The organism is Rothia santali, from assembly GCF_024199905.1.
Taxonomy (GTDB): Bacteria; Actinomycetota; Actinomycetes; order Actinomycetales; family Micrococcaceae; genus Rothia; species Rothia santali.
The window spans coordinates 188647-200965 of sequence record NZ_JANAFB010000001.1 but is presented as its reverse complement, the minus strand read 5'-3'; the positions used below and the strand labels follow the sequence as shown (position 1 = coordinate 200965).

15 protein-coding genes are annotated in these 12319 nt (G+C 73.2%); 9 read left to right on the top strand and 6 right to left on the bottom strand.

The features are described from left to right. Positions 1-83: 83 nt before the first annotated feature. Positions 84-848, bottom strand: a complete 765-nt coding sequence (locus NBM05_RS00910; protein WP_254164348.1) for a DeoR/GlpR family DNA-binding transcription regulator — start codon at positions 846-848, stop codon at positions 84-86. A 125-nt stretch (positions 849-973) separates the two neighbouring features. Between NBM05_RS00910 and NBM05_RS00905 the strand changes: the two genes are divergently transcribed. Beyond that, the gene (locus NBM05_RS00905; RefSeq protein WP_254164346.1) at positions 974-1654 is read left to right on the top strand and encodes a PTS sugar transporter subunit IIA; all 681 of its coding nucleotides are present in this window, start codon (positions 974-976) and stop codon (positions 1652-1654) included. Here the strand turns inward: NBM05_RS00905 and NBM05_RS00900 are convergent. Continuing rightward, entirely contained in the window at positions 1632-2411 is a 780-nt protein-coding gene (locus NBM05_RS00900; RefSeq protein WP_254164345.1) for a LysE family translocator, read from the bottom strand. The genes NBM05_RS00905 and NBM05_RS00900 overlap by 23 nt on opposite strands. 48 nt (positions 2412-2459) lie before the next feature. After that, a complete protein-coding gene (locus tag NBM05_RS00895) occupies positions 2460-3452 on the bottom strand; it encodes a DMT family transporter (protein ID WP_254164343.1) in 993 nt (330 codons plus the stop codon). A gap of 39 nt (positions 3453-3491) precedes the next feature. On the opposite strand from NBM05_RS00895, the gene NBM05_RS00890 reads away from it, so the two are divergent. The 3 genes from NBM05_RS00890 to NBM05_RS00880 all read left to right on the top strand — a co-directional run bounded on the left by NBM05_RS00890 (position 3492) and on the right by NBM05_RS00880 (position 5070). Beyond that, positions 3492-3983, top strand: coding sequence for a MarR family winged helix-turn-helix transcriptional regulator (locus tag NBM05_RS00890; RefSeq protein ID WP_254164341.1), 492 nt, complete (start codon positions 3492-3494; stop codon positions 3981-3983). 128 nt (positions 3984-4111) lie between these two features. Continuing rightward, positions 4112-4399 carry a hypothetical protein gene (locus tag NBM05_RS00885; protein ID WP_254164339.1) on the top strand — a complete coding sequence of 96 codons (288 nt, stop codon included), beginning with the start codon at positions 4112-4114 and terminating at the stop codon, positions 4397-4399. 122 nt (positions 4400-4521) lie between these two features. Beyond that, complete coding sequence (locus NBM05_RS00880) at positions 4522-5070, top strand: YbaK/EbsC family protein (protein ID WP_254164337.1); 549 nt, start codon at positions 4522-4524, stop codon at positions 5068-5070. Between the two features lie 16 nt (positions 5071-5086). Here the strand turns inward: NBM05_RS00880 and NBM05_RS00875 are convergent, their stop codons facing one another. After that, positions 5087-5512 (bottom strand): DUF805 domain-containing protein, encoded by a 426-nt coding sequence (locus tag NBM05_RS00875; protein WP_254164335.1) that lies wholly within the window; start codon positions 5510-5512, stop codon positions 5087-5089. Between the two features lie 51 nt (positions 5513-5563). Then, positions 5564-6235: a DUF3097 family protein gene (locus NBM05_RS15745; RefSeq protein WP_373689254.1), complete on the bottom strand. Its 672-nt coding sequence runs from the start codon at positions 6233-6235 to the stop codon at positions 5564-5566. Between the two features lie 331 nt (positions 6236-6566). Between NBM05_RS15745 and hrcA the strand changes: the two genes are divergently transcribed. The 3 genes from hrcA to NBM05_RS00850 all read left to right on the top strand — a co-directional run bounded on the left by hrcA (position 6567) and on the right by NBM05_RS00850 (position 9590). Further along, complete coding sequence (hrcA, locus tag NBM05_RS00860) at positions 6567-7580, top strand: heat-inducible transcriptional repressor HrcA (protein ID WP_254164333.1); 1014 nt, start codon at positions 6567-6569, stop codon at positions 7578-7580. A 101-nt stretch (positions 7581-7681) separates the two neighbouring features. After that, positions 7682-8812 (top strand): molecular chaperone DnaJ, encoded by a 1131-nt coding sequence (dnaJ, locus tag NBM05_RS00855; RefSeq protein WP_254164331.1) that lies wholly within the window; start codon positions 7682-7684, stop codon positions 8810-8812. A gap of 13 nt (positions 8813-8825) precedes the next feature. Then, positions 8826-9590, top strand: coding sequence for a 16S rRNA (uracil(1498)-N(3))-methyltransferase (locus tag NBM05_RS00850; protein WP_254164329.1), 765 nt, complete (start codon positions 8826-8828; stop codon positions 9588-9590). Between the two features lie 60 nt (positions 9591-9650). On the opposite strand, the gene NBM05_RS00845 is transcribed toward NBM05_RS00850, so the two are convergent. After that, positions 9651-10571 carry a GerMN domain-containing protein gene (locus NBM05_RS00845; RefSeq protein WP_254164327.1) on the bottom strand — a complete coding sequence of 307 codons (921 nt, stop codon included), beginning with the start codon at positions 10569-10571 and terminating at the stop codon, positions 9651-9653. 157 nt (positions 10572-10728) lie between these two features. On the opposite strand from NBM05_RS00845, the gene NBM05_RS00840 reads away from it, so the two are divergent. Continuing rightward, positions 10729-11823 carry a PhoH family protein gene (locus NBM05_RS00840; protein WP_254164325.1) on the top strand — a complete coding sequence of 365 codons (1095 nt, stop codon included), beginning with the start codon at positions 10729-10731 and terminating at the stop codon, positions 11821-11823. Next, on the top strand, positions 11820-12317 hold the full coding sequence (gene ybeY, locus NBM05_RS00835; protein WP_309248085.1) for an rRNA maturation RNase YbeY: 498 nt from the start codon (positions 11820-11822) through the stop codon (positions 12315-12317). Before NBM05_RS00840 ends, ybeY begins: the two co-directional genes overlap by 4 nt. Positions 12318-12319 lie beyond the last annotated feature (2 nt).

The window sequence follows — 12319 nt, the reverse complement described above, 5'->3', positions numbered from 1 at the left end:
ACGAGGGAGTGCCCCGCCCGGGTTGGGTCCACCCGCGAGACGTCTCGCCCGCGGGGCGTCCCGGCCTCGGGGCGCCCCGCATTCTAGGGCGTATGCAGGCGCACCCCGTGCTCCTCGCACCAGCGCGCGAGGTCGGCGTCGCGCCGCTCCGAGACGACGTCGTCCACGTGCGCCAGGTCCGTGAGCTGGTAGTAGTCCCGGTACCCGACCTTGGAGGTGTCCAGCGGCACGACGACGCGCCGCGCGGAGCCGATGGCGGCCCGCTTGACGTGGCTCTCGGCCACGTCGACCGTGAAGATGCCCTGGGGGGAGATGCCGCTGACGCCGATGAAGGCCGTGTCGACGTGGAAGCGTTCGAGCGTCTCGACCGTGAGCGCGCCGGTCACCGACCCCCCGACGGGGTTGTACTCGCCGCCGAGCAGCGTGTGCCGCACCCCCGGCTTCTCGGCCACGGCCATCGCGACGCCGGGCGAGTTGGTCAGGACGTTGAGCGTCGACCGACGCAGCAGGCCGGCCATGACCTCGATGGTCGTCCCGGAGTCGAGGTAGACCGACTGCCCCTCCTCGACCAGGTCGGCGCAGATCCGCGCGATGGCCCGCTTGGCCTCGATGTTGTGAGCCTTGCGCGCGGCCAGGGTCGAGACGGGCCGGGACTCGACGGCGATCGCCCCGCCGTGCGTGCGCCGCAGCACGCCGTCGCGCTCCAGGGCGGAGAGGTCCTTGCGCAGGGTCGGCTCGCTGACGCCGAAGGGCTCGGCGAGGTCCGCCAGCCGGACGCTGCCCTCGCGGCGGACGAGTTCGGCGATCTTGTGGCGGCGCTGCTCGGCGAAGTCCTGGTGGTTGCTCATCGGTATCCAGGATATCCAACGCCGACGCCGTCCGGGCTCTTTCGGTACGTCTTTCGAAAGCTTGTCTTGTTCTTCGTTTCATGTCGGAATAGCATGCTTACGAAGGCAATCGAAAGGAAACGTCGATGTTCGAGCCACCCGCCGCCGCCCCCCTCGCCGTCACGGAGCTGATCTCCCCGGTGTCCGGGCCGCTCGTGGACCTCTCCGAGGTCCCGGACCTCCTGTACTCGGAACGGCTCCTGGGACCCGGCATCGCGATCGAGCCCCGGGACGGCCTGATCACCGCGCCGATCGCGGGTACGGTGCGGACCTGCCCGGGAAGCCACCACGCCTTCTACCTCGAGGCGGGGGACGGGACCCAGATCCTGGTGCACGTCGGCGTCGACGCCCACGTGCTGCGGGGCCTGGGGTTCCTCCCGCTCGTGGAGGAGGGGCAGTCGGTCCACGCGACCCAGGCGCTGTGCCTGGTGGACCTCGAGTACCTCCGCATCGCGGGGCTGCCCACGGTCTGCACCGTGACGGTGACGCGCAACGGGGACCGGGCGGAGTTCACCGCCCCGGGCGGCCCGGCCGTGGGGGCGCGGACGGCACTGGGGCGGATCCGCGAGCGGGCGGGCCGAGGCCGGGGACGGACGGGCCGGGATTGGGAACGGGTGGGCCGGAATCGCGAGCGGGCCGGGCGGGAGTGGGCTTGGCGGGACCGGGAGCGGGCGGGGCGCGGCCGCGCGGACGCCGGCCGGGGCGACGACGCCGCGCCCGGACCGCCCGCGGGCGCCCCGAACGTCAGAGGCTCAAGACCCCGTTGACCACGAACGCGATCCCGATCAGCGCGAACAGCCCGGAGGTCACGCCCTCGACGACGACCCAGTACCGCCTCACCGCCCGGATCACCGGGCCACTGGAGGCCAGCCAGGCGAACGTCGAGAACCAGAGGACCCCCACGACGAGGATCACCGCGAGCAGGACCACGGTCTGCCAGACCGGATAGCCCCGGCTGAAGAACGGCGCGAAGAGCGCGGTGAAGAAGATCAGCGCCTTGGGATTGGCGAGGTTGGTCGCCAGCCCGCGCAGGTAGGAGCGGCCGAGCGTCGAGCGGTGCCCGGTGACGCGCGGGCCGCCGTGGCCGATCGAGCCCCGCAGGCTCCAGAGGCCGGAGACCCCCATCCAGAGCAGGAAGGCCCCGCCGAGGATCTTCAGGGCGGGCAGGACGGCGGGCGCCAGCGCCACCACGGCGCCCAGGCCGAGGGCCGCGGCCGTCATCCACAGCAGGTTGCCCGTCATGACGCCCTGAGCGGCGGCCAGCCCGAGCACCCGCGGACTGGGTCCCGACGCCGGGGCGTCCGGCCCCTCGCCGCCCCGCGCCTCACCGGCCCGCACCGCCCGCGCGCCGCCTCGGCCGACGTCGTCACCCTGCGGCCCGGGAGCGCCAGCGCCCCGCGTCACCCGAGCCTCGCCACCGCCCCGCGGCGCCGCCTGCTGGAGGATCATCAGCAGGTCGGGACCCGGGGAGACGATGGCCACGATCCAGGCCGCGAGCAGCGGCAGGACGACCTGCAGCGTCATGAGAACGCCCCTCTCCCTGCGGCACCCTCGGCCGCGAACCTCTTCACGCTACCTCACGCGCGCCGACGTTTCACGTGAAACGTCAACCATCTCGGGGTTCCCAGCATCTTCTCGAGGCACCGGTCCCGGGACCCTCGCGCCACGGCGTCGGGATCCGCCCGCCGTGCCCGGAGCCCCCGCCCCGCGGCGCCGTGCCCCGCGCGCCACCTGGCCCATCAGGATGCCCGCGAACACGAGCCCCACGCCCGCGACCTGCTGCGCGGCGAGCGCCTCCCCGGCGATGAGCGTCCCCAGCGCCAGCCCGGTCACGGGGTTGAGCAGGCCGATCAGCCCGACGCTGCCGGCCGGCAGGCGCTTCAGGCCGCCAAACCAGGCCGCGAAGGAGATCGCCGTGGCGATGAGGCTGACGAAGGCGAACCCGAGGATTCGGCCGGGGGTCGGCTCGGGCGGGTTCCCCTCGAACGCGACGGCGAACGGGAGCAGGATCAGGCCGCCCGCGAGCAGCTGCCACGCGGTGGTCGCCAGGACGGGGGCGTCGTCGTTCCACTTCTTGGCCAGGACGTAGCCGACCGAGGACATGAGCATCGCGCCGACGGAGGCGAGGACGCCCCACCCCTCGACCCGCTCGCCGCCGCTGAGCAGCATGCACGCGACCCCCGCGATGCCCGCGACGGCACCGGCCAGGGAGAGCAGCCGCGGGCGCTCCCGCAGCACGGCCCACGCGATCAGCATCAGCACCACGGAGCCGGTGGCCATCACCACCGAGGCGACGCTGGTGGGCAGCAGCTGCGCCGCGACGTAGACGAGCACGAAGAAGCCGCTCATGTTGAGCGCCCCCAGGACCGCGGACCTCCACCACCAAGCGCCGCGCGGCCTCGCCCTGACCACCGCCAGCAGCACGAGCCCGGCGGGCAGGGCCCGGAGGACGCCGCCGTACAGCGGGTACCCGGGCGGCAGGAACTCCCGGGTCACGTAGTAGGTCGCGCCCCAGCAGACCGGGGCGATCGCGGTGACGAGCACCCAGCGCCATGTAGCTTCCATGGAAGCCACTTTAGCTTCCTCAGAAGATATAGTGAAGGCATGAGCACCCCCGAAGACCACGTGGACCGCATCCAGGCCGAGTGGGCCCGCGAGCGGCCGGACCTGAACGTCGCACCGCAGGGGGTGATCGGGCGGCTGCACCGCCTCGCGGCGCGCCTCACCGAGGAGCTCTGCGAGGTCTACCGCCGGCACGGGCTGAGCGAGGGCGAGTTCGACGTCCTGGCCGCCCTCCGGCGCGCCGGGGAGCCCTTCGAGCGCGCCCCGGGCGAGCTGGCCCGGTTCACCATGGTCACCACCGGGGCGATGTCCAAGCGGATCGACCGCCTCGAGGGGATGGGCCTGGTCTCGCGGCGCGCGGCGGAGGGGGACGGGCGGGGCCGCGTCGTCGGGCTCACCGCCGACGGGCGGGAGAGGATCGACCGGGCCTTCGAGGAGCACATGCGCAACGAGCGCCGCCTCCTGGACGCGCTCAGCCCCGGGGAGGCGCGGCAGCTCGAGGGCCTCCTGCGGGACTGGATCGCGCGGATCTGACGCGCCGGAAGGAGCACGACACCGCCCCCGGAGCGCGGGGCGTCCCCACCGGCGGGGTACAGCTGGCTGTAAGGATCCGTAGCGGCACCTCCACTGCGCCCGCCCCGCCGCCGCGCCACACTGGACCCATGATGTTCAGCAAGTTGATGACCCTCCTGGAGCTGCTGGGCCGGCGACCGGACCTGGCCCTGACCCTGCTGGCGCTGGCGGGCGCCGTCGTCCTGCTGCTGATCACGGTCGCGGCGCTGGTCGCCGCGGTCCTCTCGCCGCACTGCTCCCCCGGTCTGCGGGCGCGGTGGATCCTGGCCATCGCGGCCCTGCCCGGCCTGGGGGCCGCGCTGTGGTTCCGCACCGGCCCCGACGCCGCGACGCCCCGCCGGGAGGAGCCGGCCTCCCGGCCCATCGCGCTACGCTGAGCCCACCGAGGGACGACGCCGCGACGGAGCGGAGAGTCGCCGCGGCACGACCTCGCCCCACGGCACGGCCCCACCCGCGGCACGACGTCGCCCCGCCACCCGCCACCCCGAGAGGACCCAGCATGACTCCCGCACCGGAACCCCACGGCCCCCTGGACTGGAGCCCCGCGCTCGAGGCCCGCGAGCTGCTGGGCGAGCCCGTCGCCGCCGCGCTGGAGCGCAACGCCGAGCTGGCGGACGAGGTCCACGTCGCGCGGATCGACCCCTCGCTCGCGGACACCGAGGCCTTCTGCGCGGCGTACTCGTGGCCCCTGGAGCGCTCCGCGAACTGCGTCGTCGTCAAAGGCCGACGCGGAGAGGAGATCAGGACGGCCGCGTGCATCGTCCTCTCGACCGACCGCGCGGACCTGAACAAGCGCGTGCGGAAGCTCCTCGACGTCCGGAAGCTCAGCTTCATGCCCCACGAGGAGGCGGTCGCGAGCACCCGGATGGAGCACGGCGGGATCGGGCCGCTCGGGCTGCCCGGGGGCTGGCCCGTCTACGTGGACGAGGCCGTCGGCCAGAGCCCATGGGTCGTGGTGGGCAGCGGGATCCGGGGGAGCAAACTGGCCCTGCCCGGCGGGCTCATGAGGGAGCTGCCCGGTGTCGAGGTGCTCGACATCGCGCTGTGACGCGGGCCGAAAGCGGTCAGGCCCACTCGCGCTTCTGCCGCTCCGGGCGGGGCGGCAGGAGCGTCATGATCAGCACGGCGATCGTCCCGGGCCCCGGGATGAGACTGAGGAACCACCACGGCCCGGCCAGGCCGGCGTCGTGCAGGCGTCGCCAGTGCAGGGAGAGGGTGGGGATCAGGAGGAACAGGCTGACCAGCAGCACGGGGATCGCCACGAAAGGACTGTCCAAGAGCCCCGCGCCGGCGCCCTCCTCCGGGAGGTTGAGGAGCAGGGACAGCCCGGCGAGCGGGCCCTGGACCCACCAGAACTCGCTGCGCGAGGCGAAGCCCTTGAACTCGAAGTAGCGCCGGAAGAAGTTCCTCCAGGCGAGTCCGAAGGTCGCGCGCCGGTGGGCGCTCCTGATCGGCGTCTCGTAGACGTTGGCCCTGGGGAACTCGGACATGCGACTCGCCTCTCTCGTCAGACCTGCGATGCTGCGTACCCTTCCACCACATCACATGCACCCCCCTCGCGCAGCCGTGCGACGCGCCGGGCCCGAGGGGGACGAGATCAGTAGGATGTCCCCGTGACCACCCCCTGGACGGCGACCCGCGAGACCCTGGAGCTCCAGGGCCGCGAGCGCACCTACACGCTCGTGGTCCCCGAGAGCACGGGGCCGCACCCTCCCCTGCTCCTGCTCTTCCACGGCTCGCAGCAGTCCTCGCGGGTGTTCCGGAAGTTCACCGCCGGGACCTTCGACGAGCTGGCGGCCCGCACCGGCACCGTCCTGGCGTACCCGGACGGCGTCGGGCGCCACTTCAACGACGCCCGGCGCGGTGCCGACTTCGAGTGCCGCCGGCTGGGGGTGGACGACGTCGGCTTCGCCGCCGCGATCGTCCGGCGCCTCGAGCGGACCCACGGCGTCGACCGCGGGCGCGTGTACGCCGCCGGCTACTCCAACGGCGGCCACCTGGTGGTCCGGCTGATCCACGACGCGCCGAAGCTGCTGGCCGGGGCCGCCATGATCGCCGCGACCCAGCCGGCGCCCGGGAACTTCGCGCCGGGCAGCCCGCACGCCGCGCCCCGCCCCGTGCCGGTCCTCGAGCCCGACTACGCGCTGCCCGCCGATGCTCTCCAGCGACACGGCGGCGCCGACCCACCCGGTCTGGACCTCCTCGATCACCATCCCGGCCCTGACCTCCAGGTCCCGGGCGCGCGGCGTCGGCGCGGCCGCGGCCGAGAGGTCCTGCGGCCCCCACGCGTATCGATCCATGCGTCTCCTCCTCGCTCGTGGCCTCGCGGCGGCGGGGTCCGTCCCGGGCCCGCCGCGGCCCTGCTGTCCTGCCGGGCGTGCCCGCCCGCCCCTCAGCCTAGAGCGTACGGGCCCGGGACCGTTCCCGCGCCCCGGCGAGGGGGGTAGAATTAGCAGCCAGGCACAGAGAGTGCCAGAATGGACAGGCCATGCCCCCGGCACGGACGTCGCGCCCGTGCCACGATCCTGGAGGAGTCCCAGACCCGTGAACCAGCCGCGTCGGCTCGAGGTGCTCAGCGCCATCGTGGAGGACTACGTCCACTCCCGCGAACCCGTGGGGTCCAAGGCGCTGGTGGAGCGGCACAACCTCGGGGTCTCCAGCGCGACCGTGCGCAACGACATGGCCGCGCTCGAGGAGGAGGGGATGATCGCCGCCCCGCATGCCAGCGCCGGCCGCATCCCCACCGACAAGGGCTACCGCGCGTTCGTGGACCGGATCGCCTCGATCAAGCCCCTCTCCGCGGCCGAGCGCCGCGCCATCACGGGCCTGCTCGACTCCGCGGAGGACCTGGACCAGGTGATGGCCCGGACGGTGCGCCTGCTCTCGCAGCTGACCCACCAGGTCGCGGTGGTCCAGTACCCGGTCAGCACCGGCGAGACCGTGCGCCACGTGGATCTCGTCGGGATGGCGCCCGGCCTGGTGCTGGTCGTGCTGATCACCAGCCGCGGGCGGGTCCTGCAGCGGGTGGTCGACGTCGAGCGGGCGCCGGACGAGATCGGCCTCGCGGCGGTCAGGGCGGGAGTCCTGGACGAGGCCCGCGGGCAGCCGCTGACCGAGCTGACGGCCGTCGCGGCCCGGGCGGTCGACGCCGTCGAGCCGGCCCTGCGCCCGGCGGCGCTCACGCTCGCGGCGGCGGTCGCGGACCTCGGCGCCGGGCAGCGCGAGGAGCGCCTGCTCATGGCCGGGACCTCCTACCTCGCGCAGTCCACGGGCGACTTCACCCGCAGCATCGCGCCCATCCTCGACGCGCTCGAGGAGCAGGTGGTCATGTTGCGCCTGCTGTCGGAGATCGGGGAGGATTCCCGGGGCGTCTCGGTGCGGATCGGCCGGGAGAACGCCGAGTCGCCGCTGGCCGACGCGTCCGTCGTCGCCACCGGTTACGGGCCCAGCCTGGCCTCCAAGCTCGGCGTCGTGGGGCCCACGCGCATGGACTATCCGACGACCATGTCCGCGGTCCGGGCCGTCGCCCGGTACCTGTCCCGGATCCTGCACGAGTAGCGTGCGCGAATAGATCGCGGCCCGACGCCGTTGACGTCGGGGGACCAGAAGAGACATCGAAGATTCGCGCGGCCGCTCGGCCGCGGAGTGAGGAAGAATCAGTGAGCACGCATTACGAAACGCTCGGGGTGGCGCGGGACGCCAGCCCGGAGGAGATCAAGAAGGCCTACCGCAAGAAGGCCCGCAAGCTGCACCCCGACGTCAACCCGTCCTCGGACGCGGCCGAGGAGTTCAAGCGCGTCTCCCACGCCCACGACGTCCTCTCCGACCCGGAGAAGCGCCGGGTCTACGACACGACGGGCAACGAGAACGGCAGCAACACCGGCTTCGGCGGCGGCTTCCCCGGCTCGGGCTTCGGGTTCTCCGACATCTTCGAGACCTTCTTCCAAGGCGCCGGCGCCTCCCGCGGGCCCGCCAGCCGCGTCCGCCAGGGCCAGGACGCCCTGATCAACGTCCGCGTGGACCTGCGCGACGCCGTCTTCGGCACCGAGAAAGAGGTCACCGTCGACACGGCCGTGTCCTGCCAGCTCTGCCACGGCGAGGGCACCCAGGAGGGCACCAAGCCCGAGACCTGTGGCGTGTGCCACGGCCAGGGCCACGTCCAGCGCCAGGTGCAGTCGATCCTCGGCAACGTCGTCACGACCGCCGAGTGCCCCAACTGCCGCGGCTTCGGCACGGTCATCAAGAACCCCTGCCAGGAGTGCTACGGCGAGGGGCGCGTGCGCCAGCGCAAGCCGCTGACGCTACGCATCCCGGCCGGCGTCGCGACCGGGACCCGGATCCGCCTCAACGGCCAGGGCGAGGCGGGGACCGGCGGCGGCCCCAACGGCGACCTCTACGTCGAGCTGCGCGTGACCCAGCACGAGACCTTCACCCGCGAGGGCGACGACCTCCAGGCCACCGTGACCATCCCGATGGCCGCGGCCGCGCTGGGGACCACCATCACGCTGGACACCTTCGACGGCCCGCGCGAGGTCTCGGTCAAGGCCGGCACCCAGACGGGCGACTCGACCGTCCTGAAGGACCTGGGCGTGACCCGCCTGCGCGGCAACGGCCGCGGCAGCCTGATCGTGCGCTTCGCGGTCGAGACGCCCACGCGCCTGACCCACGAGCAGCGGGAGATGCTGGAGCAGTTCGCGACCTCCCGCGGCGAGGACCACAGCACCGGCGAGCCCGTTGCCAACCAGGGCCAGGGCTTCTTCTCCCGCCTCCGGGACCGGTTCCAGGACTAGGGGCGAGGCCGCGATGACCCACCCGATCTTCTACGTCGACCCCGAGGAGCTCGCGGGTCTGGCCCCCGGCGACTCGTACCTGCTGGGCGGGGCCGAGGGGCACCACGCCGCGACCGTCAAGCGGATCGCGGCGGGCGAGGGCCTGGACCTGGTCGACGGGCGCGGCCTGCGGGTCGCGGCCACGGCCGTGGCGGCCGTCGAGGGCGGGCTGGAGGTCAGCGTCGTCGGCCGGCCGGTGCGCGAGGCGGGCAGCGGCGTCGTCCTGGTGCAGGCGCTGGCCAAGGGGGACCGGGACCTCATGGCGGTCGAGATGGCCACCGAGCTCGGGGTCGACGGCGTGGTGCCGTGGCAGGCCGAGCGGAGCATCGTCCGGTGGAAGGGCGAGCGCGCGGCGAAGGCGCACGCCAAGTGGGAGCGGACGGCGTCGGCGGCGGCCAAGCAGGCGCGCCGGGCGGCCGTCCCCGAGGTCTACGACCTGCACTCCTCGGCCGAGCTGCCGGAGGCCTTCGACGCCGGGGACCGGATCCTGGTACTGCACGAGGACGCGGAGCTGCCGCTCGGGGAGGCCCTGCGCGCGCAGCCCCTCGGGGCGGCCGACCGGGCCGGGACCGTCTACCTCGTGGTCGGCCCCGAGGGCGGGATCGCGCCGGGCGAGCTCGCGCTGCTGGAGGGGGCGGGCGGCGTCGCGGTCCGGCTGGGCCGGGACGTGCTGCGCAGCTCCACGGCCGGCGCCGCCGCGCTGGCGGTGATCAACGCCGCCTCGGGCTACTGGGCCTGAGGACCCAGGCCCGAAGATCTGGTACTTCGGCCGGGTCGCCGGTGTGCCCCGGGGCGCCGCCTAGGCGTCCTGCGGCGTGGGGACGTCGACGTCCCCGTCACTCACGGTGAAGTCGTGGTCGTCCCAGATGCTGACCGGCTCCGAGGGGTCCACGAGCCGCTCCTCGTAGACGTCCTCGTTGGGCACGAACGCCTCGATGGTGTAGTCGCCGGGCTCCAGCACGCGGTCGAACTGGATCTCGTGGGGGCCCGAGCCGTCATCGTGCAGGTCCACCACCTGCTCCTCGATGGTCCCGTCGGCATCGCTCAGGCGCCAGTGGACGGTCGCCGCGACGCGTTCGGCCACCAGCTTGAAGCCGACCTCGCGCGAGTGCACCTGCCCGAAGGCCGGGTCGATCACCCACAGGGGCGCGCGGGCGCCGTCGTCACGCCCCATGGGCGAGCCGAGCGTCTTGCCGGCGAACGAGTGCCCGGCCCGCCCGTCCACGAGCACGACCACGGAGCCGGTCCCGTCCGGGCCGAGCACGTTGGCGCTGGAGGCGGTGGCGGTCGCGGTGTAGATCAGCTGCTGGAGGGCCATGCGCGCGGCGTCGGCGTCGAGGTCCTCCGGGAACATGTCCGAGGAGACGTCCAGGGTCAGGGTGCCGTCGGAGGAGACGGAGCTGCCCACGGAGCTCGCCGGCGACCACGGGTTCTCGTAGTCGGGGTCGGCGGGGCGCATGCGGGACATCATCGACACGGCGATGGCCACGACGTCGCCCGGCGCGGTCGTCTCGTCGGGGGCGAGGGGCACGTACTCGCGGAACAGGTGCGGGCTCGGCCCGGGCTGCCCGATCCAGTACAGCGGCACCGAGAGGCTCGAGGAGGAGTCCCGCAGCGACCCGCTCGGGTCCTCCTCCGGCCCGTCCAGGAGCGAGCACCCGGAGACCGCCAGCAGCGCGACGCAGGCGATCGCCGCGGGGCGGGCGAAGCGTGGTGCCATGGGCGGGCGTTCCTCCTGCGTGCTCTCCGGCGGCTGACGAAGGTCGTCGTCCTTTCATCCTATCGGCGGACAACCCGTCATCCCCGGCACCGCGCCTAGTAGGCTGGGAACACCACGACACAGCAGATCCATGATCCGAGAGGTTCCGTCACCGTCCATGTCATCTACGCCCGCCGGCGTGACCCGGCCGCTGTCCGTCTCCCGCACCTTCGACTTCGCGTCCCGCGACTCCATGGTCCAGTCCTTGGGGCCGCAGGACTCCTCGGTCCTCGTCATCGAGCAGGCCTTCCCCGGGATCTCACTGCGCGTGCGCGAGCTGGAGATCTCCGTCACCGGGCCCTCGGCCCAGGTCGACGTCGTCATCCGGCTGCTCGAGGAGCTCGAGGCCCTGGCCCGGCAGGAGACCGTCATCACCGCGCAGGTCGTCAAGCGGATCGTTGACCTGCTGATCCGCAACATGAGCACCGCGACGCCGACGATGACCCAGAACATCCTCTCGAGCCGCGGCCGCAAGATCCGGCCCAAGACCGTGAACCAGTCCAGCTACGTGGACGCGATCGACGCGCACACCGTGACCTTCGGGATCGGGCCGGCGGGCACCGGCAAGACCTACCTCGCGATGGCCAAGGCCGTGCAGGCCCTGCAGGCCAAGGAGGTCAACCGCATCATCCTGACCCGGCCGGCGGTCGAGGCGGGGGAGCGGCTGGGCTTCCTGCCCGGCAGCCTCAACGAGAAGATCGACCCGTACCTGCGCCCGCTCTTCGACGCGCTGCACGACATGATGGAGCCCGAGTCCATCCCGCGGCTCATGGAGGCGGGCACGATCGAGGTGGCCCCGCTGGCGTACATGCGCGGGCGGACCCTCAACGACGCCTTCATCGTGCTCGACGAGGCGCAGAACACCACCATCGAGCAGATGAAGATGTTCCTGACCCGCCTGGGCTTCGGCTCCAAGATGGTGATCACCGGCGACGTGACGCAGGTCGACCTGCCCAACGGCGCGGCGTCGGGCCTGCGCCAGGTGCGCCGCATCCTGGACGGCGTGGAGGACATCCACTTCACCGAGCTCGAGGCGGTCGACGTCGTGCGCCACCAGCTCGTGAGCGACATCGTGACCGCCTACAGCCGCTGGGAGGAGGCCGAGCAGGCCGGCGGGCCGTCCCGGCGACGCCGCGGGCCCCGGGGGACCGGTCCCGCCGCGTCGGAGGGCCGCGGGCCCGGCGCCTCCCAGGACGCGGAGGCCGGCGCGTGAACGTCGACGTCGAGATCCGGGAGGACGTCCCGGAGGAGCAGCGCCCCGCCTTCGCCGAGCTCGACGCCGCGCGGCTGACCGCGCTGACGGCCCTCGCCTTCGAGCGCCTCCACCTGGACCCGGCGACCGAGCTGTCGATCGCGGCCGTCCCGGCGGAGGAGATGGCCGAGCTGCACGTGCGCTGGATGGACCTGCCCGGCCCGACCGACGTCATGTCCTTCCCGATGGACGAGATGCTCCCGGGCACCCCGGAGGAGCCCAGCGAGGGCACGCTCGGCGACATCGTGCTGTGCCCCCAGGTCGCCGCCGAGCAGGCGAGCGCCGCGGGCCACAGCACCTCCGACGAGCTGTGCCTGCTCACCGTCCACGGCATCCTCCACTGCCTCGGCTACGACCACCGCACGGCCGAGGAGGAGCGCGAGATGTTCGGCATCCAGCGGCGCATCCTCGAGGAGTTCCTCGGCCGCCCCGCGCCCGTCGAGACGAGGCACTAACC